This window comes from Streptomyces zagrosensis (assembly GCF_014203645.1).
Taxonomy (GTDB): domain Bacteria; phylum Actinomycetota; class Actinomycetes; order Streptomycetales; family Streptomycetaceae; genus Streptomyces; species Streptomyces zagrosensis.
Genome location: NZ_JACHJL010000007.1, coordinates 145,830 through 172,600, shown reverse-complemented (window position 1 = coordinate 172,600; position 26,771 = coordinate 145,830). Strand labels below are relative to the sequence as shown.

Sequence of the window (26,771 nt, the reverse complement as noted above, 5' to 3'; positions counted from 1 at the left end):
TGGCCCAACGCGCCCACGGCCAGCGCACGCCCGAGCCCGCACGCCCGCTCCCTCACCCCCGCACGCCGGCGCCCGCGCCTCCGCGCGCCCGCACAGTGCGCCATCAGCCGGCGCGCAACCCCTTGATGGTCTCCTCGCGCAGTTGCCCCTTGCGGACCTTTCCGCTGGCGGTCAGCGGAAAGGCACCGATGATCCGTACCAGGCGCGGGGTCTTGAAGCGGGCGAGGTGGCCATCGCAGTACGTGGCGACCTCCTCGACCGTCAGCGTCTGTGCGCCTGGCGCCAGAATGACGCAGGCGGCGATCTCCTCCCCGTACTTCTCATCCGGCACGCCCACCACCTGCACATCGGCGATCTTCGGATGGGTGTGCAAGAACTCCTCGACCTCGCGCGGGTAGATGTTCTCCCCACCCCGAATGATCATGTCCTTGATCCGGCCGACGATCTGCACATAACCGTCAGCACGCATCACTGCCAGATCCCCCGTGTGCATCCACCGCGCCGCATCGATCACCTCCGCGGTGCGCTCGGGCTCCTCCCAGTAGCCGAGCATGACGCTGTAACCGCGTACGCACAGTTCGCCGCGTTCGCCACGGGGCAGGGTCAACCTGGTCGCCGGGTCGATGACCTTGAGTTCCAGATGCGGATGGACCACGCCGACCGTCTGGGTGCGCCGCTCCAGCATCTCCACCTCGCTGTCCGCCGCCGTCGGAAGCAGGGTCTGGGTGGCGATCGGAGAGGTTTCGGTCATTCCGTACGCTACGGCGACCTCATCCATATGCAACTCGGCGATGACGCGCTTCACCACCTCGGCGGGGCACGGTGAGCCGCCCATGATGCCGGTGCGCAGCGTGGACAGGTCGCGGGTGGCGAAGTCGGGGTGGTTCAGTTCGGCGATGAACATCGTCGGCACGCCGTACAACGCGGTGCACTGCTCCCGCTCGATCGCGTACAGCGTGGCGGCCGGGTCGAACGTCGGCGCCGGGATCACCACGCACGCTCCATGGCCAACAGCGGCAAGCACGCCGACCACCATGCCGAAGGTGTGGTAGAGCGGCACTGATACGCAGATGCGGTCGCGCTCGGTGTAGCGCAGCAGGGCGCCGGTGAGTCGGGCGTTGTTGAGGATGCTGTGGTGGGAGAGCGTCGCTCCCTTCGGAAAGCCGGTGGTGCCCGACGTGTACTGGATGTTGATGGGGTCATCACAGCTCAACGTGGCCTCGCGTGCTACCAGTTGGCTCATGGGCAGTTGCTCGCCCGCCGCGAGGAGGGCGTGCCAGGAGGCGTCGTCCAGGTGCACGACCGTGCGCAGCTCCGGGCAGTTGGCCCGCGTCTTGCTCACCACCGCCCGGCAGTCGGTGCCGCGATGCTCACTGGCGGCGATCAGCACGCTCGCCCCGCTCTGGCCAAGTGCGTACGCCAACTCTCCGACCGCATAGGCCGGATTGAGGCTGACCAAGATGGCGCCGACCCGGGCGGCGGCGAGTTGGACCATCACCCACTCGGCGCTGCTCGGTGCCCACAGGCCGATCCGATCGCCCGCCAGCACCCCGTACGCAAGCAGCCCGCGGGCGACGCCGGTCACCGCCTGATCCAGTTCGGCATAGCTCCAGCGACGGTCTTTCGACGCCTCCACCAGCGCTTCGTGGCCGCCGTGCCGCGCGACCGTATCGGCCAGCGCCGCGCCGATCGTCTCGCCGGTCAGCGGCACGTTGCCGCCGGGGCCACTCGCATACGACAAGGTCATGGGCGGCGCGCCCCCTCGGCGACGGACCGGCGCGGGGCCGGAGCCCCGGGTTCCGCCGGGGCCGGCGACTGCTCGGGGACGAGGGCGCGCGCAACCTCTTCGCGCAGTTCGACCTTGCGGACCTTGCCGCTGACGGTCATCGGGAAGGACTCGACCAGCCGCAGGTAGCGCGGCACCTTGTAGTGCGCCAGGCGGCCCCGGCAAAAGCGTGCGAGCTCGTCGCGGGTGAGCGGGTTCGCGCTGTCGCGCAGGATGACGCAGGCGGCGATCTCCTCCCCGTACTTCTCATCCGGCACGCCCACCACCTGCACGTCGGCGATCTTCGGATGCGAGTAGAGGAACTCCTCGATCTCGCGCGGGTAAACGTTCTCCCCACCCCGAATGATCATGTCCTTGATCCGGCCGACGATCTGCACATAACCGTCATCACGCATCACCGCCAGATCTCCCGTGTGCATCCACCGCGCCGCATCGATCACCTCCGCGGTGCGCTCGGGCTCCTCCCAGTAGCCGAGCATCACCGAGTAGCCGCGGGTGCACAGCTCACCGGGCTCGCCGCGGGGCACGATCACCCCCATGGCGGGGTCCACCACCTTGATCTCGATGTGGGGCATCACCCGGCCAACGGTGGCGGTGCGGCGCTCCAGGTCGTCATCGACCCGGGTCTGCGTGGAAACTGGTGATGTTTCGGTCATTCCGTACGCTATGGCAACCTCGTCCATGTGCATCTCGGCCACCACCCGCCGCATCACCTCCACCGGACACGGCGAGCCGGCCATGATGCCGGTGCGCAGCGTGGACAGGTCGTACGTGGCGAAGTCGGGGAGGTTCAGCTCGGCGATGAACATCGTCGGCACCCCGTACAACGAGGTGCACCGCTCCCGCTCGACCGCGTGCAAGGTGGCGACCGGGTCGAAGGTAGGCGCCGGGATCACCACACACGCGCCGTGGCTGGTGACCCCGAGATTGCCCATCACCATGCCGAAGCAATGGTAGAAGGGCACCGGCACACAGACCCGGTCCTTCTCGGTGTAGCCGACCATCTCCCCGACGAAGAAGCCGTTGTTGAGGACGTTGTGGTGCGAGAGGGTCGCGCCCTTGGGGAAGCCGGTTGTGCCCGATGTGTACTGGATGTTCACCGGGTCATCGCAGCTCAACCGGGCCTGCCGCTCGGCGAGCCGCTCGGGCGGCACCGAGGCGCCTGCGCGCACCAGGCCGTCCCAGGTGGGGGCGCCGATGTAGACGACGTCGCGCAGCGCCTTGCAGTCGGCGCGGACCTGCTCGACCATGCGCCGATAGTCGCTGGTCTTGTGCTCGATGGAGGAGACCAGGACGTGAATGCCGGCCTGCTCCAGGACGTACCGCAGCTCATGGACGCGGTAGGCCGGGTTGATGTTAACCATGATCGCGCCAATCCTGGCCGTCGCGTACTGCACAAGGACCCACTCCGGGCAGTTGATCGCCCAGATGCCCACCCGGTCACCCTTGCCGACGCCCTTGGCCATCAGGCCGAGCGCGACCTCATCCACCGCCGTGCCGAGCTCGGCGTAGGTCCAACGCCGCCCACTGGCCACGTCCACCAGCGCCTCGCGGTCGCCGAACTGGGCGATGGCGGCATCCAGGTTGGCGCCGATGGTCTCGCCGATCAGCGGGATATCGCCGGCGCCACTGGCGTACGAGAGCTGGGGCGGGGACTGGCCCGACTCGACCCGCCCGGGGGCCAGGGACTGGCCCACGGAGGTGGGCTCGGCGTGTCGCTGCGGCCCGGGCTGCGCGGCGACACCAGCGGCCGTCGTCGTCGTGGTGAGCCCCGTTGCCGCGCCGCCACCTCGGGTGGGCTCGCCCGCGGCGGGCGGGGTGGTGTCGGTGCTGGGGCCGGTCGCGGTGGGGCCGGTCATGGGGACTCCTCACGGTATTCGGCGACGCCGCCACCCTGGGCGGTGCGCTCGCGCAATTCGATGCGGCGGATCTTTCCGGAAACGGTCTTGGGCAGGTCGGCGAACTCGATGCGCCGCACCCGTTTGTAGGGCGCCAACACCGCCCGGGAATGCGCGAACAGCGCCTGAGCGGTCTCGGGCCCCGGCTCCCAGCCCTCGGCCAGCACCACATACGCCTTGGGCACGGACAGCCGCACCGGATCGGGCGCGGGCACCACGGCGGCCTCGGCAACGGCCTCGTGTTCGAGCAGGGCGCTCTCCAGCTCAAACGGCGAGATCTTGTAGTCGGACGCCTTGAACACATCGTCGGCGCGGCCCACATAGGTGATGTAGCCGTCCGCGTCGCGGGCGCCGATATCGCCGGTGCGGTAGTAGCCATCGGCCATCGCCTCGGCGGTGCGCTCCAGGTCACCCGCGTAACCGGTCATCAGACCCACCGGGCGACGGGAGAGGTCGAGGCAGATCTCGCCCTCGTCGGCGGGGGCGCCGGTGACCGGGTCGAGGAGCACGACAGCGAAGCCGGGCGTGGGCCGCCCCATGGACCCGGTCTTTAGCGGCTGGCCCGGCGTGTTGGCGACCTGCACGGCCGTCTCGGTCTGTCCGAACCCGTCTCGGATGGTCACCCCCCAATCGCGCCGTACCCGCTCGATGACCTCCGGGTTGAGCGGCTCACCCGCCGCGACGACCTCCCGCGGCGCGGTGCGCAACGCCCGTAGGTCCGCCTGGATGAGCATGCGCCACACGGTGGGCGGGGCACAGAAGGTGGTGATGGCGCAGCGATCCATCTCGGCCATGAGTCGGGTCGCATCAAAACGGCTGTAGTTGAAGACGAAAACGGTCGCTTCGGCGTTCCATGGGGCGAAAAGATTGGACCAAGCGTGTTTGGCCCAGCCGGGCGAAGAGATGTTCAGATGGACATCACCTGGCTTGAGGCCGATCCAGTACATGGTGGCCAAATGCCCGATGGGATACGAGGTGTGGGTGTGTTCGACGAGCTTGGGCTTGGCAGTGGTGCCGGAGGTGAAGTACAGCATCAGCGGGTCGGTGGCCAGTGTCGGCCCATCGGGCACGAAGTTCGCGGATGCGCCGTACGCGTCTTCGTAGGCGAGCCAGCCCGGCGATTGAATATCTCTACCCACCACGATCCGCGTGTAGTCGCCGGGCACCTCGTCAAACTTGGCGACATCTGGCGCCCGGACGATGACATACCGGGCGCCGCCGCGGTCGATCCGATCGGTGAGGTCGGCGGCACCAAGCAGCGGGGTGGCCGGAATGACCACGGCACGCAGCTTCATTGCGGCCAGCCCCGTCTCCCACAGTTCGGCCTGGTTGCCGAGCATCACCACGATGCGGTCACCGGCGCCCACGCCCTGGGCACGCAGCCAGTTGGCCACCCGGTTGGAGCGCTCTCGCAGCTCGGCGAAGGAGAGCCTGACCTCGGACCCGTCCTCCTCCACGAGGTGCAAGGCCGTGCGATCCACTCGCCCGGCCATCGGGTCAAACCAGTCGAGCGCCCAGTTAAACTCGGCAGGGCGCGGCCACTCAAACCCGGCACAGGCCGCCGCGTAGTCCTCCCGGTGCTGGAGCAAGAAATCCCGCGCCGCCCGGAACTCTTCGGTCGGACTGATTGCCGCCACATGTCCTCCTCATTGCCAAACCACTCGCTAGCATCGTGCGACGAGTGATCTGAGTCTCACTACCCCCGGACGGGGGTGACGGTATTTACGGGGAGGTGTCGGTGGCTGACACGTATGGGGCCGTGGAGATGCGAGCCGCACTACAGCGCATGCGGCGAGGCGGCGGGCTGCCGATCGCGTTCGGCGGACTGTTCGAGGGGACGCGCCAATTCCGCATTGCCGAAGCGGCGGGAACGGCAACCCCTGCCCTGCTCGGCCTCACCATCACCACCGGCAACGGCCTGGGAGGCAAGGCCATGGCGCTCTCCCGGCCCGTGTGCGTAGCCGACTACCCGGCCTCCCGGGTCATCAGCCACGAGTACGACGCGGCCGTCGCCGAAGAGGGCCTGCGCTGCGTCCTGGCCGTGCCCGTGGTGGTACGGCGCCGAGTGAGAGGCGTGTTGTACGGGGCGCTGCGGCAGCCGATGGCGCTGGGGGAACGCCCCATGTCGGTGGCCGTCGAGGCGGCCCGCGAACTGGAACAGGCCCTAGCCATCCGCGATGCCGCGCAGGACGAGGCCCACCGGGTGCTGGCCGTCACCGGACACCCGCGGGAGGCAGACCCGGCGGCGTGGGAAGAGGTACGGGCAGCGCACGGTGAACTGCGGGCGCTGGCGCAGCGGGTGCACGACCCGGCGCTGCGCCGCGAGTTGCTCACGGCGCTCGGCCGCCTGGCCGCCGCGCCGGCCGGCGCCGCCACTACCCAGCCCTTCGAGCCCCCCGCACGCTCCTCGACTGACCTCTCCCCGCGCGAAGTGGACGTGCTGGCCTGCGTGGCATCGGGCGCCACCAACGCCACGGCAGCGGCCCGGCTCGGGCTACGCCCGGAAACCGTCAAGAGCTATCTGCGGTCATCCATGCGCAAGCTGGGAGCCCACACCCGACTCCAGGCGGTGGTCTCGGCACGCCGGGCCGGGCTGCTGCCGTAGCGAGGCACCGGGAGCGCGCCCGTGGGGCGTACGGGCGGCCTGGCAACGGGCCTGCGGCCGGGCACATGCTGCTGCCAGGCTTGCGTGCGGCGTGCGGCGTGCGGCGGCTGTGGGGCGGCTGCTGGGCTTGTGGGCAGCGTGCGGCGGGTCCGGGCTGCTGAGACGGCGCGCGGCGGCTGTGCGGTGGTTGAGGTGGCGGCTGAGGTGACGGCACAGGTGGCGCGCGGCCGGTGGCTGGGTGCTGGGCGCGCCCGTACCCGCCAGCACAGGGCGCAGGCCCGGGCCGCGCTGCATGCCGGGGCGTGGTGCGTACCGGAGCGTGGTGCGTACCGGGGCGTACCGGATCGTGGGCGGCATCAAACAACGAGAGCGCCAGGCGTACGTACGAGAAGTGCGGCTTCCAGCTAGACGGGCGGGGCTGCGCGACGCGCTGGTCTGGCAGGGCCAGCGTTACGACACGCTGGTGATGGCCGTTCTGGAAGAAGGCCGCCCATCCCACGGCCCGCATTTGAGATGACGAAAAGCCCGGCGATCCACGAGGAAGCGCCGGGCCCTTCGCGTACTCAGGACGTCACAGCCCGGCCAGCCGTTCGAAGGGGAACGGTGGCTGAGCCAGTGGCCGCACCGCGAGCCGGGTCAGCGGCAGGGCGTTGTCATCGCCGGCCGTCCGGTTGGCGTGCAGGACGCCACAGCCGGTGCACCGGTGGATGATCACCCACTCGCCGTCACCGCGCACGGTGATGGCCAGCGGCTCCATCCGGGCCCCACAGTCGGCCGCTCGATCGCCCGGAGTGGTGTCGAGGTGACGACTCCACAGGCACTGCGGGCAGTGGTTGCGATGGCTGGTGCCCACGGCGCTCATCGAGATGTCGAGACCACAGTGCAGACAGCGGAACGAGGTGATGTCCCGGGCGCGGCCGTATGCGGCGCGCGCCCGCTTGTTGGGTCGGGTCATACGAAGGGGACTCCTGGCCGAGTGCGTGAGGTGCGGAGCGTGCGGTACGCGCCAAGGGCGCGCCGCAGCGCGAACGCGGCACGATCGGCTCACGGCCGGCACGCGCCGGCTGAGGCAGCTCGTCACGACGGCCGAACCGCCATGGCAGGCGGTCACCGGGAACGTCGAACGAACGGGTGATCGGGGCCGCTAGGTGGCCATGCGGGCCACCGCGAGATACGCCGCTCGCGTACGAGGAGTCCGTAGGGGCCGGATCAGTCGTGACCGGGCCAACCGTGTTGGCCGGGTCGGAGCGTCACCGGTGCGGACCGTCCTCGTGCGCGAGATCCGTTCCGCCATGCCGTGGGCATACAACACCACCTCATCGACCGGCCCCGACCCAGTGCCGGTGCCATGTCCCGCCCCGATCCAAACCGTTGCCCGGCACCGACACAACCGGTTTTCCACCGGCCACCGGCACGCACGGATTCCCCACCACGGGCACGGGCGTGGGGACCGCGGCGAAAACGGGGAAGGGGACGATAACGGGGAAGGGGAAGGGGCGATGACGGGGTTGAGCCGTGGCCACGGCGGGGCGCGGTGGGCACCCCGGCATCGCGGCTGCTGACGTATGAGGTGTATATCCTGTTCGACGGTTCCGTCATGTGTGCGAGGAGGAGGTGAGGTCCGCCATGAGTGGTGAACCCCCTAGTCGTACGCCGCGCGGTGCCGCCGCTCGCCGACCGTAGTCCGAGGCCGTGGACTGGCCCGGCGGCTCGATGGCGGTGCTCGCGCGACGCCCAAAGCCCCCCGAGCCCGCGACCGTAAGGACATGCCCCATGGCCGAGCGCCGTGCCCGTACTCCCCTGTCCGCGAAGAACGCGCGACGAATCGCCCAGCAGAACGCCTCACAGACAGCAGGCAACACCCCCCAGCCGACCGCCCATGAGCCGCAGAGCCCGACGAAGCGGCACTCGTGGCTACGCTCAGCCGCCGGCCGCCCCGCCACCACTCCCCCTGCCCCGCCCAACGCGTCGAACAGCGAAGAAGCCGCGCAGGACAGCACCGAAACGCAGAGTCCCATCGATGCCGCGCTCTACCGCGACGGCCTACGCGTCGGCTCGCCCAGCACCCTTGCCGACACCTTCCGAGAACTCCGCGAGCAGCACGGCGGCATGGCGTGGATCGACCTCCACCGGCCGAGCGAGGAGGAACTGTTCTCCATCGCCGCCGAGTTCGACCTGCACAAGCTGGCCATCGAAGACGCCCTTGAGGCCCACCAGCGGCCCAAGCTGGAGCGCTACGGCGAAACGCTGTTCGTCGTGCTGCGCGCCGCCCGCTACCTGGACGCGCCGGAAGAGGTTGACTTCGGCGAACTGCACCTCTTCGTCGGCCCCGACTTCGTCATCACCGTCCGCCACGGCGCGGCCCCCGACCTGTCGGCAGCGCGGGCCCGCATGGAAGCGACGCCCGACCTTCTGGCGCTGGGCCCCGAGGCGGTGCTCTACGCCATTCTCGACGCCGTGGTGGACGGCTACGCGCCGGTGGTGGAGGGCGTACAAATCGACTTGGACGAGATCGAGACCGAGGTATTTCGAGGCGACCCGGAGGTGTCCCGCCGTATCTACGAACTCTCCCGCGAAATGGTGGAGTTCCAACGAGCGGCCAGCCCCCTGGTGGGCATGCTCCAAGCGCTGATGGCCGGCTTCGATAAGTACCGCACCAACGAAGAACTTCAGCGCTACCTGCGGGATGTGGCCGACCATGTCACGCACACCAGCGAACGAGTGGATGGTTTCCGCTCGGCGCTCACCGACATTTTGGCGGTCAACGCGACCCTGGTCACCCAACAACAAAACGCCGAAATGCGCGCACTCGCCGAGGCCGGGTTCGAGCAGAACGAAGAAATCAAGAAGATCTCTTCGTGGGCGGCGATTTTGTTTGCTCCCACGTTGGTGGGAACGATTTACGGCATGAACTTCGACCACATGCCGGAGCTGCATTGGGTGGGCGGATATCCGTTCGCGATCGCCCTGATGGGGATCGTATGTGCCAGTTTGTACGTGATTTTCAAGCGGCGTGACTGGCTCTGAGTAACCGGCCGATGAGCTCGCGTTCTGCGCCCCCGCAACGGCTCTCGCAGCCCTCACCGAGGCCATTCAGGTTGCTGGGGAGAATGTGGGGAGAATGAAACGTGCCCCACTTCGGCGGCCCCTCCCCGTCGCTGGAGCGGCACGAGCCCGCTGCGCCGGGCCGCGGCAGCCTTCTCGCCCATCTCGAAGCCGCCTCCCACCCCCTTGATTCCGTCTACCTGCACGGGGAACCGGCCATCGGCAGCCGCCACAGCGACACCACATGGCAGAACGGCATCGGATTCGGCTGGAGTCGCCACCGCAGCTCCGGCTCTTCGAAATTCAGGGTGTAGTTGGTGCGGGGCGTCGGCGATACTGTGGGCGTGGAGTACGTGTCCAGGGTGCCGCGACCGCCGTTGGACGGACTGATCGACGACCTTTACTACCTAGAGGGTGCGCCGCCCTACGCCCGGCTGACGCTGCCGCCGATGCCTGCGGCGCTGCTCATCATCAACCTCGGGGCGCCGTTTCGTATCCGCGCCGGCACCGACATCGAGACGTCCGAGTACGCCGACGGCTGCGTGGTCACCATGCCTACCCGCGCCTTCGAGTTCGGCTATCCGCCAGGGACCCGGTCCGTCGGCGTGCACGTCAAGCCGTGGGGCCTGGCGCCGTTCCTGCCGATGCCCGCGGCCGAACTGTGTGACCGGCCGGTGACGATAGAGCAGGTGTGGGGCCGGCCCGCCACTACTGAGCTGCGAGACCGGCTGGCCACGGCGGACGGACCGCACGAGATGCTGACGCTGCTCGAAGAGGAGCTCATGCGACGGCTGTGCGGGACCGCCGGCCTGGGGCTGGTCCACCATACGAGCAGCGTCATCGCGGCGACCAGCGGGGCGGTGGCGATCGGCGACCTGAGCATGGCAGCGGGTGTCAGCAGCACTCATCTGGCACAGCGGTTCAAGGAGCTCATCGGCGTCACACCGAAACGGCTGGCCCGCACCTACCGCTTCGCCGCCACCGTATTCGCCATCAACCCCGCCGGACCGATCGACTGGGGCGACCTCGCCGGTAGCGCAGGCTACTTCGACCAGGCTCACTTCGGCCACGAGTTCCGGGCGTTCACCGGGCTCACGCCGACCCGGTACGTCGAAGTTCGGCGGCGGTTCCTGCGCGAACATCCCGGCCACGCGCTGGACGGCTGGCCACTGCCGGCCGATTGATTTCTTACAAGAGCGAGAGCTCTCGACACGCTAATTTGAGGCAATCCAAAACAGAGGAGAGCCCTGTGGGCAAAGTGGTCATGTACAGCTCGGTGTCGGTAGACGGCTTCATCGCGGACGAGAATGACCAGCCCGGACCGCTGTTCGACTGGTTGTCCAGCGGTGACGTCCCGTTGGACGAGAGCGGCGCGCTGAAGGTGTCACAGACGTCCTACGACTACACCCGGGCGTACTGGGACCAGATCGGAGTCACGATCGTCGGCCGCCACGTCTTCGACCTGACGGACGGCTGGAACGGGAAGCCGCCGAGCGGGATCGACCACGTGGTCGTCGTGACGCACCGGCCGAAGCCCGAGGGCTGGGACCCCGAGGCGCCGTTTCACTTCGTCAACGGCGTGGGGGCAGCCGTGGCCAAGGCCAAGGACCTTGCGGGTGACCGCACGGTCGAGGTCGCCGCCGGCGACGTCGGTGGCCAGGTGCTTGCCGCGGGTCTGATCGACGAGGTGCGCATGGACGTCGTACCCGTCGTGTTCGGGTCCGGAAAGCGCTACTTCGGGCCGGTCCACGCGCAGCACCTGTTGGAGAATCCTGACACGGTGATTCAAGGCAACCGGGTGCTTCACCTGCGCTATCGGGTGCGCCGCTGAACGATCTGATGAACGGGTACGCGCAGAAGTCCACTACGACAGGTGAGAGGGCCTCCGGCTGCGTTTGCGCATCGCAGTCCCTTGTCGAGCAGCCGATGCTGTTCCGCCCCAGCACCTCACGCGCGGCAACAGCGCCCTGCGGGTGGGCGAGGACAGGATGCTGGCCGGCACCATCCAGGGGTCAGGTGACGGTGCCGACCAGTGGGCGGGCGGTCAACCGGCTGTTCTGTGCTCGGTCTTGTGCTGGGTCTAGGGGGGTCTGGACCGGTCTCGCCGGGCGGGCGTCCAGAGCGAGCGTGAGCGCCAACCCCTGACAGCACTGGTAGCGCTACGTCCTGCTAAGCGAGATAGCTGTACGAGGACGGCCTACTGCCAGCGTAGTTCCGGGATCAGGTCATTGAATCCGCTCGACCCGTCAGGCGGAAGCCGGGCTGGCCGGTTGGCGCAAGATCGTGCGTAGCCGGGCTGGTTGCGTCTTGCGGGCGTCAGAGAGGTAGATCTCGTGGTGCCGCCCGCGAGGGACGAGCTTCTCAGCGGGCATGAACTCCTGGTGCAGCCGGGCGATCGTGGGTGCTTCCTCGTCGTAGGGGCCGACGTGCATGATCTGTACGGACTGCCCCTCGGCGTACTCCTCGAACCGCACGCGGTGCCCGGCGCTGAGGTTCTTCGCCCTGGCGACCTGATCCATCGCCTCATCGACCAGGGCGGAGGTGATCCAGCTCGGCTGAACGATCATGAGCGTCCAGACCCACTCAGCGTAGTCGCGGGACGTGAAGACGCTCAGGTCGTCCGCGGACCACAGTCCTTCCAGCGGGCCAACAGTGTGGGTGCGGCCCACCTCCTTCTTGGCGATCGAACGCACGGCATAGGACGTCGTGTACAGGGCTTCGACCACCGCGCGATAGCCGGCCGATGTGTTGGGATCGCCGTGGCCATCCGCCATCAGGAAGTTCATAGGCGGCACATCGACGATCTCGAACCGGTCGCGCTTGGCCGAGTAGAGGTCTCGCCGTTCCTTCTTGATGTCGTAGTTGTGCATGGGGAGTTCACTCCGTCGGGCTCAGCGCGTTGTGGGCAGCGGAAGGACACGAGAGGGCGGGGTGAGGGCAACTCCACGGCCGTGCTCGGCGCAGCCAGGCAGGTAGCCAGGCGGGCAGCCAGCCCCGCCATCATCGACCAGCCTACTGGCCCCCGGCTCCGCCGGCGGCCACGACCACGATGATGGCCGCGACCCCGACTCCGCCTGTGGGCATCCCCCCAACTGCCGTACCGCAGTGGAGATATGAGTCGTGCGTGGCCGCTGGGTGCGCGGAATGACCTCGTCCTCACGATCGACCTGTCTACAGTCGCAACGCCCAGAATGCCCCTGGTACGAAAAGGTAGGACGATGACGTTTCTCCCCTTGCGGGTCTCCCCACGCGCCGATGCCCGGCTCCTCAGCGGTCTGCTCACCAGCCGGCTGGCCAGCGACTGGACCACGCGAGTGCGGGGTGTCTACGACATGTTCACTCCGGCGCATTTGCTGTCGGAGAAGAGCACGTACTTCAACGTCGGATATTGGACTACCGGTGCGGAGACCTACGACCGGGCCCAGGAGGCGCTGGCGGATCTGCTGGCCGAGGCTGCGGACATAAGACCCGGAAGCACCGTTTTAGATTGCGGGTTCGGCTTCGGTGACCAGGGATTTCGCTGGCTTGCGGAACGGAAGCCGCATCAGATCTTTGGCGTCAACATCAGTCAGCACCAGGTGGCGGCGGCTCGCGACAGGGCTCGCCGGGAGGACGCCCGCGGCCAGTTGTTCTTTCAGTTGGCCTCGGCGACCGATCTGCCGTTCCCGGACGGTTGCTTCGACCACGTCGTCTGCCTGGAGTCGGCCATGCACTACCGGCCGCGCGCCCTTTTCTTCCGGGAGGCGTTTCGAGTGCTGCGGCCTGGTGGGACGCTGGCCATCGCCGACATCGTGCCGCTGCCCGGTGGCGGCCCCCGCGCCGCTTTCCGCGCTCCGGCGCTGGACTGGATCAGGTCTGCGGTGGACGACCGCAACTGGCACGATCGCGACGTGTACGCCGGAGAGTTGGGTACGGCGGGTTTCCGCACGGTGCAGGTACGCAGCATTCGGGACCGGGCGTGGGAGCCATGGCTGGCCTGCATCGTCCGTACGGTGCAGGACCCGGCCTTCGGCCAGCGGGTGAGCACCTTGTACCACCAGATGCTCAAGCGGGCGACGGCCGACCTCGCAGAGCTCCGCAGCGATCTGGCGCGGCTGGATTACGTGTTGGCCTCCGCCGTCAAGCCCGGCGCCGCCGTGTGACGCCACCTCTGTGAGTTGGCGCGGCCGAGATCGATGATCTCGGCCGCGCCATCGGTCCCTGGCGGGCAGGGTTGGGTGAGCCTGACTGTCCTGGCCATGCCTACCGTGCCGCAACCGCCGGCAACCGTCAGTACACGCCCTCCACCCGCCTGCCTTCGGTGAACTCCGGGCTGAACGGGTCGCCGATCCATGGCCACGGGAACAGTTCGGCAGCCGCGCCGAACGGCTCCACGCGCCGTGCCCGGTCGCGTTCGAGGAAGCCCGGCAGGAGCTGATCGTCGGTGAGCCGCCACACGCGCACCCGACCCTCCTCGCCGAAGGCGACCGGGGCGTTGTCGTCGCCGACCATGTCGATGGTCACCCAAGGTGAGCTCGGGATGTAGATGAGCTGGTGCTCGTCCTGCGGCTCGAACGGCTTTTGCCAACTGATGCTGGTGGTCGATGAGCCGTACATGCCGACGATCGGCACACCAGGAAAGACGTCTTCACGCAGCAGGCGGTGGGACTGCATCGGCATCGATGAGCCCGCGTGGACGACGCCGCGTACGTCCTTGAGCAGCTTGGCGTCCACGTACTCGGGCAGCATCTCAAGGAGCCGGGCGGTCCCATAGATGACGCCGATGCGCTGGGACTCCAGTACCGCGTTCACCTGGTCCCAGATGTGTTGGACGTACCGGTTGTACGCCGCTGTCATGCCCTCCTCGCCGAAGATTTTCACGATTCTCGGATCGAGGTCGATCGAGAAGCACATGCCACCACGTGCCTCAGCCCAGTCAACGACGAGCCTGCCGATGGTGTGCGGGCCCATTGGCGAGATGTACAGCCAGTTGCAGCCGTGTGGGATGCCGTGCGTGTCCATGGCGTAGTGGGAGAAGTCGCGCACATGCTTCCAGTACGCGCCACCCCACGTGCTGTGCTTGGGCAGCCCGGTCGTGCCTCCGGTCTGCGCGGCCCACAGGAAGTCGTCGTCCTGCACCACGTCGGCCGGGATGAAGTCCTCGGCGGGGCGACGGCGGCTCGCCTCCTCGAAGATCTCCTGGTCGGCTTCGTCACGAAATCCCAGCAGTTCTTGGGCTGCTGCCCATCCGTCCACCGTGGAGTAGGCGTTCGCGCCCAGCCTGCGGTCCCGTTCCAACCAGAACGGGGACCCGGTCTCGGGGTGCAGGTGACGTCGCACGATCGTGCGCACATGCTCGTCGGATACCGCGTGCAACGGTGGTGGCTTCACCATGAACGTCTCCAGGTCAGTTGGGGAGCACGAGCTTCTTCTGGAAGAGGAAGTCGGCGAGGTAGCCCTCCTGGGGGTCGATCGGGTCGTACCCCCGGTCGAACTGCTCGCCGTGGAACACCTTGGAGATGGACGGCTCGGCCACGAGCTCGTCGAGCAGCTCGGCGTCCTCGCCCACGAGCGAGACGATGAGTGACTGCCGGCAGGTGTGCGCGAGTTCCTCACGCGGCACCTCCGTCACCGTGACAAACGGGAACGGCAGCTCCAGGCGCACCAGGTGCGAGTCCGGCTTCACCAGCAACACGGTGGGGCGCAGGAACCGCGTCCCGTCCAACTCCACTCGCAGCGGCACGTCCGTCAGCTGGGCCGTGACGTCCTGTGCTCCCGCCGCGATCTCGCGTTCGACCAGCCCGGCCACGTAGTTCCAGTCGTCAAGGTCGGTGAATGCGGGGACGTTCGCGAGCGGATCGGCCAGCGGAAGCACCGGAAAGTTAGCGAACTTGGCCGCGAGTCGTTCGGCCGCCTCGTGCGCCGACCATGGCACCGCGATGCTGCTGACGTTGGTGCACAGCCGGCCACAGCCCTGGAACGCGAGCCGCGCGAGCCGCGCCCACGCGTCGTCGCCGGGGTCCTGCGGCAGGACGGCCTTGCTGCGACCGAAGTGGTAGAGCTTCAGCTTGGTCGGGTCCAGGCCCGGCGGGTACTGCTCACCCGGCCACACGACCTGGTCGGCCAGCCGGTGAAAGGTTTCGGCACTGTCGTGGCAGATCGACACGGCACCAGCGGGCAGCCCCGCCTCGTACAGCGCCTCGACGAAGATCGCCGCCACGAACGGATCGTGCCTCGCGGTACTGATCAGGGTCGGCCGCCTGCTGGCGAGCACCTGTAGCCACTCGATGGCGATCGTGGGGAAGTTGGCGGGCACCCTGACCATCGCGGTGCGCCCGGCGGGCAGCCACGACCAGCCGTGCCGGGTGCGGCCGGTGCGGTACGCGGTGGTGGTGCCGTCCGGCGATTGCACGGCCATGATCTTGTCCAGGTACAGCATCTGGTCCACGACGGCCAGGATGCCGCGGGTGGCCCGGCGCACCGGCAGTCCGCAGGCCGAGGCGAGGGCCGCCAACTCGGCGTCAAGGGCCCCACTTTCGATCCGCTGCCGCACGGTCTCGGCCGCGCGGCGGAACAGCGCGAACCACTCGTCGTCCGCGATGGACTGCAACGCGGGAGCGCTCGCTCGTGCGCGGTTCACCATGCGCTGCTGCACTAGGCGACTCGCGTGGTCCACGGTGGCGACGACCTCGCCTCGGCAGCCGAGGAGTTCGGCGGGGCGGGCTGACCAGGTCGGCTCGGCGCCCACCCAGGAGGGCACGGCGGGCGCGCGCTGCCCGGTGGTAGATGACGGTTGCAACAAGGCGGTTCTCCCTCAGGGTGGCTGGGCGAACGGTCGGTCACCCGGTGCCAGGCTCCGGGGTTGTGCGGCTGCGAGGTGAAGTCGTAGGTGAGTGCGTTGCGGCTGATGGAGATGAGGGACGCCGATGTCGTGCCGTACGGCTTGCCCAGCTCACGTCGGTTGACGAGCAGGGCCTGGGGTGCGGCGGGGAGGGGCTCGGGGTCTTCGAGCAGGGTTGGCCATGCGTCGTCGGCGAGGCCTGCCAGCTTGGGGAGGAAGCGGCGGACCCGTGGGTGGTCAAGGGCGTTCAGTCCGCCGTACGTCAGCATGTGGTCGCCTTCGGGCACGTCCACCGCACGCAGCGTGCGCCCGTCCCAACTGATCACTCGGGCCCGGCCGGGTTCGGCGTGCAGGAGGTGGAAGCCAGGCAACCCGGCGACGTCGTCCTGGGTCGGCTCGCCGTGATCGAGCATCCGCAGTGGGAGCACGCCCCGGCTGCCGGGCACTTCCGATGCCTCGCCCGGCCCGTTCACCAGCACCGCGACCGCGGGCCGGTCGGTACGCACGGCGAGCCAGGTGCCGCCAGAGACGAGATCGAGGCCGCCGATGAGGTACGGGGCGGGCCAGTGCCGCCGTGGTGGCGCCCACGGCCGGTCCAAGAACTCATCTCGCACAGCGGCCAGTACGAGGGCCGCATCCAGACATGCGCGGACGCGGAAGAACACGGTGCACATCAGCTTCCCCCGTCGGCTGGCGGCCTTCCTCCACCCTCGACACTGCATGGTCATGCAGTGGGCTGTCCAGCATGCGTGCCGCCAGGTGTGCCAGCATCAGCCTTTTTTCGGCCAATCGCCCTTGTCGATTGAGGCGTTGCATCCGGCATACGAGAATCGGCCCGGGGTATGGTCATTCGTAGTCGTGCATATTGTGTACTCGCTGCGACGTTCCCGACGCACCGGATGAAAGGACGCGACGTCATGTCGTCACCGGGCCCACGAGGTTTCCGCAGCCGTACAGCGGCACTGGGGATCAAGAGCGAGGCGGACGACTTCGCCGTCGTCTTGTCCGATGTGCCCGCCGTGGTGTCGGCGGTCTTCACGCGCTCCAGGTTCGTGGGGCCCAGTGTCACGCTGAGCCGCGAGTCGGCGGCGGCAGGCACGGCGTACGGAGTCGTGGTCATCTCCCGTAATGCCAACGTTGCCACCGGCGCCCAGGGCATGGCGAACGCACGCGAGGTGCGCGCCACCGTCGCCGAGGCGGCCGGGCTCGCGCCACAGGAAGTGCTGATCGCGTCCACCGGGGTCATCGGGCGGCAGTACCCGATGGACCGGGTCAGGTCCGGGCTCGCAACGGTCGAGTGGCCGCTGCCGGAAGCGGACTTGGAGGCCGCCGCGCGGGCGATGATGACCACCGACACCGTCGCCAAGCATGTGGCGCTGCCGTGTGGTGCCGCGACGGTCGCCGCCATCGCCAAGGGCGTGGGAATGATCGAGCCGAACATGGCGACGCTGCTGACGTTCTTCTTCACCGACGCGCAGGTGGACCAGCCGGTCCTTGACCGGGTGTTTCGCCGGGTGATCGACCGGACGTTCAACGCGCTGAGCATCGACACCGACACGTCCACGAGCGACAGTGCGGCGATCTTCGCCAACGGCCTGGCGGGTCCGGTGGACGAGGCCGAGTTCGAGGCCGTGCTGTACAAGGCCGCTCTGCACTTGGTGCGCAAGATCGCCTCCGATGGTGAGGGTGCCAGCAAGCTGATCGAGGTACAGGTGGTTGGTGCGCGCGACGAGGCGCAGGCCAAGCGGGTCGGCAAGACCGTGGTCAACTCGCCGCTGGTGAAGACCGCCGTGCACGGCGCCGACCCCAACTGGGGCCGCGTCGCGATGGCGATCGGCAAGTGCGAGGACGACCTGGACATCGACCCCGCGAAGGTGGTGATCCGCTTCGGCAACGTGGAGACCTACCCGGCGCCCACGACCGATGAAGTGCTGGCCGCCGCAACGACGCACCTCAAGGGCGGCGAGGTCGTGATCGGCATCGATCTTGGCATCGCCTCGGGCGAGTTCACCGTCTACGGCTGCGATCTCACTGACGGATACATCAGGATCAACGCCGACTACACGACCTGACGCATTCCGGCGAGGGACAGTGCGTCGGGGATCAGGGGGAATCATGCGTAGCGGCGAGAGCGCCCTCATACGGTGGGAACACACCGCGGACATACCGGTGGACGACTGGGATGGCCTGACGGGCCCCGATGACCTGTTTTTGTCCCACCGCTGGCTGCGGGTGGTGGAGGAGACTGCCCGGACGCCGATGCGGTACCTGTGCGTACAGCGCGCTGACCAGCCGGTTGCCGCGCTGGCCACGGCACTCGCGACGGCGGACGTGCCGTGGGTGGCAGGGCGGATCGACCACTTACTCGACCGCTGCGCCGACGAGGGCTTCGACGGTGCCGCCGACCTCATGCGACGGCTGGCAGGCGGCGCCACGTCGCTGCTGCCCACGGTGCACTGTGGCGGCAGGCATGTGGGCCGCACGCGCGTGCTGCACGCGGCCGGGCCACTACACGCGTCGCGCGAGGACGTCGAGTTGCTGGTCGCGGAGGCGGAGAAGATCGCCGCCGACAGCAGTTCCGCTTCGGTGTCGTACCCGTACGTCGATGAGCGGGACACCGTGCTCGTTGAGGTGCTGCGCGACCGGGGCTACTCCTCGTTCACGTCGGGCAACTACCACGCGTTGCCGATCGACCCGGCCGGGTTTTCCGCGTACGTGGCCGCGCTGCCGCGCAAACGCCGGCTGAGCGTGCTCAGCGAACGCGGCAGGGTGCGCGCGGCGGGCCTGAACATCACGCACGAGCCCGTCACACCCCAGATCATCGGCACGCTTGCCGAGTTGGAGGTGCAACTGCTCGCCAAGTACGGCCTTTCGTGGCCGGTTGAGCGGTCCGCCGCGGCCATCGGCACCGCTGCCGCCCGGTTCGAAGATGACGCGTCCGTGCTGCTTGGCCGGGCGGATGGCGCAATCCGTGGATTCGCGCTGATGCTGCGCCGCGGCGACCAGTGGTACGCCCGGCAGTGCGGCTTTGACTATGGCTTCCTCGGGAAGCTGCCGCTGTATTACGAGCTCCTGTACTACTTCGCCGTGGAACGCGCCGCCGAGCTCGGCGTCGCGACGATCCAGTACGGCATCGGCAGCGATACCGCGAAGCGATCCCGCGGCTGTGCGTCGAGCCGGTTGAGCTGCCATGTGTTGCCGTTGGGACAGCGCGGGTGAGCCAGCAGGGCGTGCTGTTCGTGGTGGAGACCCAGCTCTCGCACTTTGGGTTGAGTCCGCTCGTAGCGGCGCAAAGGCTGGGGTTGCGTACCGTCTTCGTGGCCCGAGACCCTGGTCGTTACGCCGGGCACGGTGTGCCGGTCGGCCCTGCCGACCTGGCCGATCGCGTGGTCCAGGCGGACACCCGTGAGGCGAGCGCCGTCGTTGCCGCCGTCCGGTCCACCACGGACCTGGGTCAGGTGCGCGGCCTGTGTACGTTCACCGACTACAGCGTCGCCGTGGTGGCGCAGGCCGCCAGGGAGCTTGGGTTGGCCGGGTTGTCGCCGGACGCGGCGCGCCGGGCTCGCAACAAGCTCGAAACGCGGCGGGCCTGCGCGCGGGCTGGGGTGCCCGCGCCGCTGTTCGCCTGGGCGGACACCGAGGAGGCCGCGGTCGCCGCGGCCCACGCCATGGGTTATCCGTGCGTGGTCAAACCCGCTACGGAAGCAGGCAGCATCGGCGTACGGCTGTGCCGGGACGCCGGTGAAGTGCGGCGACACTTTTGCGCCCTGGTGGGGGACGAGCGTGACTTTCGGGGGCAGGCCAAGCCCGTGGGGGCACTGGTTGAGGAGTATCTGGTCGGCTACGAGGTGAGCGTGGAATGCGTGCTTATCGATGGGCGGTGCCGGGTGCTCGGCGTGGTGGACAAGGTACTCGCCGCCCACCCGCACTTCGTCGAAATCGGCGAGAGCTTCCCCTCGATGCTCCCCGAACCGGTGTCCCGCGACGCAGCCGAGGTCGCGCAGGCCGCGCTGGACGCCATCGGGCACGACTTCGGGGCGGCACACGTGGAGCTGAAGGTGACCGGCACCGGCGCGAAGCTGGTGGAGATCAACGCGCGCCCGGCCGGTGGGGACATCACCCGCCTGATCGCCGAGGCCACCGGGATCGACCTGCCGTCCCAGGTAGTGCGGCTACACACCGGGCTGCCTGCCGACGTCACACCCGTGCGGAACCGGGCGGCGGCGTCCCGGTACATCACGGCCGGTGCGACGGGGACCGTGCACGCCGTGCACGGTGTCGAGCTGGCCCACCGGGTCGCCGACAGCATCGACGTGGAGTTGGAGGTCACGGTGGGCGACGAAGTCCGACTGCCCACCAGCAACATGGACACCATCGGCCGGATCATCGCGGTCGGCGCCAACACGGCCGAGGCGGTGCGACTGGCCGACGCCGCACTCGGCCAGATACAGGTAGAGGTGCTCCGGTGAGCGCCACCAAGGCCCCGTTACGCAAGGGCCTACGGGCCGTGTTGCCACATGGCCGCGGGGTCGTGACATTCGGCCTTTCCAGCCTGGTGAGCGCGCTCGGCACCGGCGTCTTCTACCCGTACACGCTGCTGTTCTTCCCCGCCCTGCTGGGCATTTCGCTCACGCAGGTGGGCCTGATACTGACCAGCACGGCGCTGGTCGCGTTGCCGGGAATGTTCTGGGTCGGGCGGCTGATCGATCGGACGGGCGCACGGTCCGTGCTGATCGCGGCGTCACTGCTGCGCGCCGCCGGATTCACCGGGTACGTGGCGATCCAGCACGTCGCGGCCTTCGCCCTGTTCAGCGTCATGATCGCACTGTGCAACCGGGCCGAGCAGGCAGCTTCACCCGCGCTAGCGGTCGCGCTCGCGCCGGAAGGTGAACGCAATCGGTGGCTCGCGCTCACCCGTACGGTCTTCAACGCGGGCATCGGCGGCGGTGCGTTGCTGGGCAGCGCCTTGATCGTCGGCGGTGAGACGGCACTGATGTGGCTCGGCCTCGCCAACGCCGCCAGCTTCCTGCTCGCGGGGCTCATGCTGTGGCCGCTACGAGCGTCCCGGGTTCCACCCGTGGATCGCGCCAAGGCCAGTCGCGGGCCCTGGCACGACGGGCCTTTCCTCATGGTCGTCGCGATCAACTCCGCGCTGTGGCTGGTCGCGTTGGCGGTGGAGACCGGCATGTCCGCCTATTTGGTCGGCTCGCTTGGTGCGCCCGCCTGGCTGGCCGGCATGCTCTTTGCCGTCAACACCGGGCTACTGATCGTCCTCCAACTGCCGCTCACCTCAGCGCTGGAGCGCCGGGGAAACATCTCGGTACTCCTCGCGGGCACGCTGCTCGTCGCGATCTTCCTGGTGGCCATGGCGCTGGGCACCGCACTGAGCGGAACCGCACTGGTCGTCCTGCTGGTCATCGGCATGGTGATCTACACGCTGGGCGAACTGGCGACCACGCACGCGCGCTACGCGCTACTCACCGATCTGCCGCCGGCCGCCGAACTCGGCTCGTTCCTGGCGTTCAACCAGATCGCGGCCGGAATCTTCGGCGCGTTGGTGCCGTTCGTGGTGGCCGCGCTGCTCGACTCAGCTCCCGCCGGGCTGTGGTGGCTCATGGCCGCGCTCACGGCGGTGACCGCTGCCGGGGTGGTGGCCGCACGCCCACTACTCATGGCACGCACGGGGGGAAAGGAATGACCACCCGAATCCTGTGCCTTCTTCCCCCAGTGCAGGAAGAAGCCTCCGGGCCTATCGGAGACGAGACACGATGGTTGGGGTTGCATATACGCCGGAGGCCCTTCGGTAATCGCAGCAAAGAGGCGTCGAACGTTACGTGATGGGCGCCCGCCGGCGTCCTTTCCTCGTGCTACCGAATTTCCCTGTGCAGGAACTCAAGGAAAACCTGGAGGCGGATTACGATGGCTCACGACTATGGAGCGTTCGGCTTCGGTGTGACCGTGGCGGACGGGGTCGCGCTGGTCAAGTTCGACGACGCGCATCGACACAACCCGTGGTCGATGCCGCGCATGGACGGACTCGCTCGGCTGCTTGCGGAGTTCGGGCGTGATGACGAGGTGCGCTCGGTCGTGCTGTTCAGCGGCCTCGGCCGATCGTTCGGCGTGGGTGGCAGTTTCCACGAGACGGTGAAGTTCACCGGTGGTGACGAGGTGGACGCGTGGATCGACCAGGTGACCGATCTCTACGTCGCGGCGCTTCGACTGGATCGGCCGCTGATCGCGGCGATCGACGGTTATGCCATCGGCATCGGTCTACAGCTCGCACTGACCGCCGACTATCGCATCGGCAGCAGCCGATGTCTGCTGAAAATGCCCGAATTTGAACTCGGTATCGCGTGTACATTCGGCGGTTTCATGCTGGAGAAGGCGGTCGGCCGGGCAGTGATGCAAAAGATGCTGATGACCTGCGTCGAATGGGATGCCAGCCGGTCGGAACGGGACAACCTGTTGCACGAGGTCGTGCCGGCGGAGGGTCTGCGGGACACCGCGTTACGCCACGCCAAACACGCCGCCGCTTTCACCACGGCGGGCTTTCGCAAGACGAAGCCATACCTGAACGCGACGTATATCGAGGGCCTTGAGCGGACCAGGGTGGCCGGAAAGCTGGCCCATCGGGCGGCGTTCGCCGCGGGGGATGCGCAGCGCAAGATGCACCGCGTCATTGGTGCGGGCGCCGAGCTGGCCGAGGTGGGCCGATGACCGGCATGCCGTGGCTGGTGGTGTCGAACTGTCCGCTTCCCGGCTTCGACGAGGTGCTGTCACCCCTCGCACTGGGCAGCGTGCGGGTGCATGCTTCTGGGTGCTCCCCCGTCCCCGATGGCGACGCAATGACCTTCGAAGTGGAGGCGGGCGGGACGTCCATCCACCTCGCGGCCGACCGGGTACGGGTCACGGTGTCGCAGCGGAACACCAGCCCGGTATACCTCGCGGCACAGGCGGCAACCGGCCGGTTCGTCGTCGGCACCGACCTGCCGACGACCGCTTCGGCCTTCGCATCGCTGACCGGGACGACCCCGGCGCTACGGGACGATATCGGGGTCTACTGCGGCCCGTTGTCCTCGGTGGTCGGCGTCGAACGCCTGGAGCACCTGGTCGAACTGGACCTGCGGCCGGCCTCCGGGACGTGGCAGTGCACACGGACCAGACGGGTCAACGTCGCGCAAGCGCCGATCAGGTTCCATGACGCGCTGCTCGCGGGCGAGGCTCAGGTGGACGCGTTGCGTGCGGCGATCGCCGGTGCGCTGTCCGCCGAGCAGCGGGCCGGTGTGCTGGTGTCCGGCGGGGTGGATTCCGGGCTCGTGGCGGCCCTGGTCGCGGAGTGCGGTGTGCCGGCGACGGCCTACACCATCGGCACCGAGTGGGGTGATGAGTTCGACGACGCTGCCGAGGCCGCGCACGCGATCGGGCTGGATCTGCGGCGTACGGCGCTGGGGGCCGATGACATCGTCGAAGCCCTTCCGGCCACGGTGCGCGCGTTCGGCCACGGTGAGCCGGAGGCGATCGCGATCGGCGTCGCGCTGACCGCGTTCTGCCGGGGTGAGTACGCGGCGGAACGGCTGCTGTTCACCGGCTACGGGTCGGATCTGCTGAACTCGGGGATGGCGACGGCCGATGACATTGACGGCGATATCGGCGCCAAGGTCAGGGAGGCGGTGGAGCGCACCCGCTATTCGTCGGAGTTCACCTCGGCGCTCGGTGCCGAACGCGGCTATCGGCTGACGCACCCGTACTGGCACCCCGGCGTACTGGATGTCGCGCTGGCGACCGATCCGGGCGTCAAGACGTTCCGTCACAGGGAAAAGGGCCATCTGCGGCTCGCGGCCCAGGCGTTGCTGCCCGAGGCGGTGGCGTGGCGCCGGAAGACCGCGATCCACCACGGCAATGGGCTCGGCGCCAATCTCTCCCAACTCATCGAGGCACACACTGGTGTGCCCGGCGGCACGGCGCTCGTCTACCGTGCGCTGCTGACGTCCCAGATCGCCGCCGCGACACACAATCCGCTGGCTTCGCTGACAGGCCGTGAGCTCTACGACCGGGCGGTTGCCCAGGTGTCCAGCGATGTCTCGTAACACCTCGTCCTCGTCACTCTTCATCAGCGCAAAGGCGGTACACGATGACTCAGTCCGATGTTTCAGCGCTCACCCCGTCCGGGTTTGGAGCACTGCGGGACGACGGCGCACGGGCCGACCCGAAGACCGTGCGCGAACTCGCGCTGGAGTCCGGCGTCGCGGTCATAAAGGGCCAGCAGTTCACCGAGGAGGAGTTCCGCGAGTTCGTCTCGGGGCTCGGTGACACGATTTCCTACGAGGACGATGACGACGCCAGCGTCGGGTACGGGTTCACGGACATTCTGCACCTGGACGGCACCCGCGAAGAAGGCAAGGTCATCACCGGCCGCGGCGGCCTCCCGTTGCACACCGACGGGGTGCTGCTCAGCACGCAGGTTGACCTGATAGTCCTGTACGCCGCCGAGGTGCGCGAGCTGAAGGCCGATGGCGCGACCTTGGTATGCGACCAGATAAGGGCGTGGCAGGAACTCCCCGACGACCTGCGCGCGGTGCTCGACCGCGGCTACCTGGAGTACGTCGCGACCGAACGCGGCTACTTCACGAGCGTCCCCCAGGGCTGGTACCCGATTCCCACCTTTCGCGACTACGGCCGGGTGAAGTCGCTCAACCTCGCCCTCCCCTTCCAGGCCGATGAAGCGCTGGCGAGTTGGGACGTGCGGGTGCCCCACGTGCCGGCGGCGGAGTCGGAACGATTCTTCACCACCCTGCGCGCGCATCTCTCATCGGACCGCTACCTGTACGAACACCGTTGGACGGCGGGCGACCTCGTCGTCATCGACAACCAGCGCACCCTGCACGGCAGACGCGGCCTCACCGACTCCGCGAGCCGCAAACTGCTGCGCGGCCAGGTGACACTGGCGGAGGTGGCGGGCGCGCCGGGAGCCATGGCATCGGCGCTGACCAGCTGAGCGGTACGTAGCGGCTCACCGCGTATGGTTCGCCGTCTACTCTTCGGCGGGTTCGGCAGGTTCGGCAGGTTCAACGATCTGGCGGGTTCGGCGGTTCGGCAGGTTCGGCGGGGCAGTGTGGCGGTGGGGCCCGAGACGGCGTGCGGTGCCTGCACCGGGCTGTTTCGGGTTGCGCCGCAGACCGGGCGGGCTACCCCGGCCGGGTGGGTTCTGGGCAGCGCGGACGGCATGCGGCGCAACCGCGTCGCTGCGCCCACGCCTCGCTGCGCCCGCGCCCGCGCCCGGTCAGCGTGTCAGTCGCGCCATCCAGTCCTCGACCTCCGGGGCGGAGCGCGGAAGCGCCGCTGACAGATTCTCGTTGCCATCGGCCGTGACGACGAGGTCGTCCTCGATGCGCACGCCGACGCCCCGGTACTCCGGCGGCACTGTCAGATCGTCCGGTTGGAAGTACAGTCCCGGCTCCACGGTCAGGCACATACCGGGTTCCAACACGCCATCGACATAGCTCTCCGACCTCGCCTGGGCGCAGTCGTGCACGTCGAGACCGAGCATGTGGCCGGTGCCGGCCATGGTGAACCGCCGCTGGAGGCCGAGCTCGTACGCACGCTCAACAGGGCCCTCGATGAAGCCCCACTCCACGAGTCGGGCGGTCAGGTAGCGTTGCGCGGCGTCGTGGAAGTCACGGTAGCGCGCGCCTGGCGCCACGGCCGCGATGCCTGCCTCCTGTGCCTCGTGCACCGCGTCGTACACCCGCCGTTGAACCGGGCTGAAGGTGCCGCTCACGGGCAGGGTGCGGGGACTGTGCGCTCCCTGCCAGTGATCGAGATAATGAACAGGCTCGGAGAGCTCGTTCATTGAAGCGAACGACTCTCCAGGGCAGGCACCTCAGGTCGTCGTCTTCATGAGAGAAGGAAAATGCAGTGAGCGCTCCTGACGGCTCGGACTCGATCCGGGAGATGCTGGCGGTCAATCTCAAGCGCCTACGGCTAGGGAAAGGGCTGTCCATCTCCGAGCTTTCCAGGCGCTCGAAGATCGGCAAGGCCACCTTGTCGCAACTGGAGTCCGGCACCGGGAACCCGACCATCGAAACGGTCTTCAGCCTCGCGCGGGTGCTCGAAGTGCCGATCTCCGATCTGTTGGACACCCGCCCGCCCGGCGGTCTGCGCGTGGTGCGCGCGGCGGAAGTCGATGTGCTGAGCGGTGAGGGCCTCGAACTGCGTCCGCTCCAGCGCATCGAGTCGGGCGACACCGTCTTCGAGGTCTACGACCAGCAGGTACAGGCTGATTCCCGGCGGAATTCGCTCGGCCATGTCGGCACCGAGCACACCATCGTGCAGGCCGGCAGGCTCGGTGTGCGGGTGGCGGAGCAGGAGGTCGAACTCGGGCCCGGTGACTATGTGGGCTTCGACGCCTTGCTGCCCCATACGTATACCGCGCTCGACGGCCCGGTGCGCTCTGTGCTGCTACTCCAGTACGGAGCGGCCCAACGTCGCCTATCGCCGCCGCACGTGGGGCCGGCGGGCGAGACCGAGGCCGCCGCCCGCAAAGAACACTGAGGGCGCTGAGAACACTGAGGGCACTGAGGGCACTGAGGGCGCCGGGGCGGCTTAGCTCGGCGCGCC

The 26,771-nt window shown here is 68.4% G+C and carries 23 protein-coding genes and 1 pseudogene; 15 read left to right on the top strand and 9 right to left on the bottom strand.

Going from position 1 to position 26,771, the window contains the following annotated elements; translation table 11 throughout:
• Positions 1–103 precede the first annotated feature (103 nt).
• The 3 genes from FHS42_RS15545 to FHS42_RS15535 are packed head-to-tail and all read right to left on the bottom strand — an operon-like array spanning position 104 to position 5,321.
• Positions 104–1,747 (bottom strand): AMP-binding protein, encoded by a 1,644-nt coding sequence (locus FHS42_RS15545; protein ID WP_184572811.1) that lies wholly within the window; start codon positions 1,745–1,747, stop codon positions 104–106.
• Positions 1,744–3,645 (bottom strand): AMP-binding protein, encoded by a 1,902-nt coding sequence (locus FHS42_RS15540; RefSeq protein ID WP_246494837.1) that lies wholly within the window; start codon positions 3,643–3,645, stop codon positions 1,744–1,746. The genes FHS42_RS15545 and FHS42_RS15540 overlap by 4 nt, the downstream gene beginning before the upstream one ends.
• Positions 3,642–5,321 carry an AMP-binding protein gene (locus tag FHS42_RS15535; protein WP_184572810.1) on the bottom strand — a complete coding sequence of 560 codons (1,680 nt, stop codon included), beginning with the start codon at positions 5,319–5,321 and terminating at the stop codon, positions 3,642–3,644. The genes FHS42_RS15540 and FHS42_RS15535 overlap by 4 nt, the downstream gene beginning before the upstream one ends.
• A 128-nt stretch (positions 5,322–5,449) precedes the next feature.
• Between FHS42_RS15535 and FHS42_RS15530 the strand changes: the two genes are divergently transcribed.
• Together FHS42_RS15530 and FHS42_RS15525 are read left to right on the top strand one after the other, a co-directional pair.
• Positions 5,450–6,289: a helix-turn-helix transcriptional regulator gene (locus FHS42_RS15530; protein WP_184572956.1), complete on the top strand. Its 840-nt coding sequence runs from the start codon at positions 5,450–5,452 to the stop codon at positions 6,287–6,289.
• A gap of 319 nt (positions 6,290–6,608) precedes the next feature.
• A complete protein-coding gene (locus tag FHS42_RS15525) occupies positions 6,609–6,806 on the top strand; it encodes a hypothetical protein (protein WP_184572809.1) in 198 nt (65 codons plus the stop codon).
• A gap of 54 nt (positions 6,807–6,860) precedes the next feature.
• Here FHS42_RS15525 and FHS42_RS15520 read toward each other — a convergent pair whose 3' ends face one another.
• Complete coding sequence (locus tag FHS42_RS15520) at positions 6,861–7,244, bottom strand: RNHCP domain-containing protein (RefSeq protein WP_184572808.1); 384 nt, start codon at positions 7,242–7,244, stop codon at positions 6,861–6,863.
• Between the two features lie 818 nt (positions 7,245–8,062).
• Here FHS42_RS15520 and FHS42_RS15515 point away from each other — a divergent pair.
• The 4 genes from FHS42_RS15515 to FHS42_RS15500 all read left to right on the top strand — a co-directional run bounded on the left by FHS42_RS15515 (position 8,063) and on the right by FHS42_RS15500 (position 11,165).
• On the top strand, positions 8,063–9,316 hold the full coding sequence (locus tag FHS42_RS15515) for a magnesium and cobalt transport protein CorA (protein WP_184572807.1): 1,254 nt from the start codon (positions 8,063–8,065) through the stop codon (positions 9,314–9,316).
• A gap of 101 nt (positions 9,317–9,417) precedes the next feature.
• A complete protein-coding gene (locus FHS42_RS15510; RefSeq protein WP_184572806.1) occupies positions 9,418–9,648 on the top strand; it encodes a hypothetical protein in 231 nt (76 codons plus the stop codon).
• 30 nt (positions 9,649–9,678) lie between these two features.
• Positions 9,679–10,518 (top strand): AraC family transcriptional regulator, encoded by an 840-nt coding sequence (locus FHS42_RS15505; RefSeq protein WP_312866889.1) that lies wholly within the window; start codon positions 9,679–9,681, stop codon positions 10,516–10,518.
• Positions 10,519–10,583: 65 nt separating this feature from the next.
• Positions 10,584–11,165 carry a dihydrofolate reductase family protein gene (locus FHS42_RS15500; protein ID WP_184572805.1) on the top strand — a complete coding sequence of 194 codons (582 nt, stop codon included), beginning with the start codon at positions 10,584–10,586 and terminating at the stop codon, positions 11,163–11,165.
• Between the two features lie 415 nt (positions 11,166–11,580).
• On the opposite strand, the gene FHS42_RS15495 is transcribed toward FHS42_RS15500, so the two are convergent.
• Positions 11,581–12,204, bottom strand: a complete 624-nt coding sequence (locus FHS42_RS15495; RefSeq protein ID WP_184572804.1) for a GyrI-like domain-containing protein — start codon at positions 12,202–12,204, stop codon at positions 11,581–11,583.
• Between the two features lie 348 nt (positions 12,205–12,552).
• On the opposite strand from FHS42_RS15495, the gene FHS42_RS15490 reads away from it, so the two are divergent.
• Positions 12,553–13,476, top strand: a complete 924-nt coding sequence (locus tag FHS42_RS15490) for a class I SAM-dependent methyltransferase (protein ID WP_184572803.1) — start codon at positions 12,553–12,555, stop codon at positions 13,474–13,476.
• 127 nt (positions 13,477–13,603) lie between these two features.
• Here FHS42_RS15490 and FHS42_RS15485 read toward each other — a convergent pair whose 3' ends face one another.
• From FHS42_RS15485 to FHS42_RS38635, 3 genes are read right to left on the bottom strand one after another with little or no spacing between them, the layout of a single operon-like run.
• Entirely contained in the window at positions 13,604–14,707 is a 1,104-nt protein-coding gene (locus FHS42_RS15485) for a class I adenylate-forming enzyme family protein (RefSeq protein ID WP_184572802.1), read from the bottom strand.
• 13 nt (positions 14,708–14,720) lie between these two features.
• Positions 14,721–16,061, bottom strand: coding sequence for an aldehyde dehydrogenase family protein (locus tag FHS42_RS15480; protein ID WP_312866905.1), 1,341 nt, complete (start codon positions 16,059–16,061; stop codon positions 14,721–14,723).
• Positions 15,968–16,828, bottom strand: coding sequence for an NRDE family protein (locus FHS42_RS38635; RefSeq protein WP_312866888.1), 861 nt, complete (start codon positions 16,826–16,828; stop codon positions 15,968–15,970). Before FHS42_RS38635 ends, FHS42_RS15480 begins: the two co-directional genes overlap by 94 nt.
• A 243-nt stretch (positions 16,829–17,071) precedes the next feature.
• Here FHS42_RS38635 and argJ point away from each other — a divergent pair, with 243 nt between their 5' ends.
• The 7 genes from argJ (at position 17,072) to FHS42_RS15445 (ending at position 25,149) form a co-directional block, all read left to right on the top strand.
• The gene (argJ, locus tag FHS42_RS15475) at positions 17,072–18,226 is read left to right on the top strand and encodes a bifunctional glutamate N-acetyltransferase/amino-acid acetyltransferase ArgJ (protein ID WP_184572800.1); all 1,155 of its coding nucleotides are present in this window, start codon (positions 17,072–17,074) and stop codon (positions 18,224–18,226) included.
• Positions 18,227–18,269: 43 nt separating this feature from the next.
• Entirely contained in the window at positions 18,270–19,373 is a 1,104-nt protein-coding gene (locus FHS42_RS15470; RefSeq protein ID WP_184572799.1) for a GNAT family N-acetyltransferase, read from the top strand.
• Positions 19,370–20,623, top strand: coding sequence for an ATP-grasp domain-containing protein (locus tag FHS42_RS15465; protein ID WP_184572798.1), 1,254 nt, complete (start codon positions 19,370–19,372; stop codon positions 20,621–20,623). The genes FHS42_RS15470 and FHS42_RS15465 overlap by 4 nt, the downstream gene beginning before the upstream one ends.
• Positions 20,620–21,852: an MFS transporter gene (locus FHS42_RS15460; RefSeq protein WP_184572797.1), complete on the top strand. Its 1,233-nt coding sequence runs from the start codon at positions 20,620–20,622 to the stop codon at positions 21,850–21,852. The genes FHS42_RS15465 and FHS42_RS15460 overlap by 4 nt, the downstream gene beginning before the upstream one ends.
• A gap of 254 nt (positions 21,853–22,106) precedes the next feature.
• The gene (locus FHS42_RS15455; RefSeq protein WP_312866887.1) at positions 22,107–22,871 is read left to right on the top strand and encodes an enoyl-CoA hydratase/isomerase family protein; all 765 of its coding nucleotides are present in this window, start codon (positions 22,107–22,109) and stop codon (positions 22,869–22,871) included.
• Positions 22,868–24,241: an asparagine synthase C-terminal domain-containing protein gene (locus FHS42_RS15450; protein ID WP_184572795.1), complete on the top strand. Its 1,374-nt coding sequence runs from the start codon at positions 22,868–22,870 to the stop codon at positions 24,239–24,241. The genes FHS42_RS15455 and FHS42_RS15450 overlap by 4 nt, the downstream gene beginning before the upstream one ends.
• 44 nt (positions 24,242–24,285) lie before the next feature.
• Complete coding sequence (locus FHS42_RS15445; protein ID WP_184572794.1) at positions 24,286–25,149, top strand: TauD/TfdA dioxygenase family protein; 864 nt, start codon at positions 24,286–24,288, stop codon at positions 25,147–25,149.
• Between the two features lie 285 nt (positions 25,150–25,434).
• Here FHS42_RS15445 and FHS42_RS15440 read toward each other — a convergent pair.
• Positions 25,435–25,944: pseudogene (locus tag FHS42_RS15440) on the bottom strand (M24 family metallopeptidase); the annotation flags it as partial.
• A gap of 125 nt (positions 25,945–26,069) precedes the next feature.
• On the opposite strand from FHS42_RS15440, the gene FHS42_RS15435 reads away from it, so the two are divergent.
• Complete coding sequence (locus tag FHS42_RS15435) at positions 26,070–26,705, top strand: helix-turn-helix domain-containing protein (protein ID WP_312866886.1); 636 nt, start codon at positions 26,070–26,072, stop codon at positions 26,703–26,705.
• Positions 26,706–26,771 lie beyond the last annotated feature (66 nt).

Excerpts from the sequence above, each read along its gene's own strand:
- FHS42_RS15540 (WP_246494837.1), bottom strand. The coding sequence starts at position 3,645 with ATGACCGGCCCCACCGCGACCGGCCCCAGCACCGACACCACCCCGCCC.
- FHS42_RS15545 (WP_184572811.1), bottom strand. The coding sequence starts at position 1,747 with ATGACCTTGTCGTATGCGAGTGGCCCCGGCGGCAACGTGCCGCTGACC.
- FHS42_RS15470 (WP_184572799.1), top strand. The coding sequence starts at position 18,270 with ATGCGTAGCGGCGAGAGCGCCCTCATACGGTGGGAACACACCGCGGAC.
- FHS42_RS15445 (WP_184572794.1), top strand. The coding sequence starts at position 24,286 with ATGACTCAGTCCGATGTTTCAGCGCTCACCCCGTCCGGGTTTGGAGCA.
- FHS42_RS15515 (WP_184572807.1), top strand. The coding sequence starts at position 8,063 with ATGGCCGAGCGCCGTGCCCGTACTCCCCTGTCCGCGAAGAACGCGCGA.
- FHS42_RS15490 (WP_184572803.1), top strand. The coding sequence starts at position 12,553 with ATGACGTTTCTCCCCTTGCGGGTCTCCCCACGCGCCGATGCCCGGCTC.
- FHS42_RS15520 (WP_184572808.1), bottom strand. The coding sequence starts at position 7,244 with ATGACCCGACCCAACAAGCGGGCGCGCGCCGCATACGGCCGCGCCCGG.
- argJ (WP_184572800.1), top strand. The coding sequence starts at position 17,072 with ATGTCGTCACCGGGCCCACGAGGTTTCCGCAGCCGTACAGCGGCACTG.
- FHS42_RS15495 (WP_184572804.1), bottom strand. The coding sequence starts at position 12,204 with ATGCACAACTACGACATCAAGAAGGAACGGCGAGACCTCTACTCGGCC.
- FHS42_RS15485 (WP_184572802.1), bottom strand. The coding sequence starts at position 14,707 with ATGGTGAAGCCACCACCGTTGCACGCGGTATCCGACGAGCATGTGCGC.
- FHS42_RS38635 (WP_312866888.1), bottom strand. The coding sequence starts at position 16,828 with ATGTGCACCGTGTTCTTCCGCGTCCGCGCATGTCTGGATGCGGCCCTC.
- FHS42_RS15530 (WP_184572956.1), top strand. The coding sequence starts at position 5,450 with ATGCGAGCCGCACTACAGCGCATGCGGCGAGGCGGCGGGCTGCCGATC.
- FHS42_RS15450 (WP_184572795.1), top strand. The coding sequence starts at position 22,868 with ATGACCGGCATGCCGTGGCTGGTGGTGTCGAACTGTCCGCTTCCCGGC.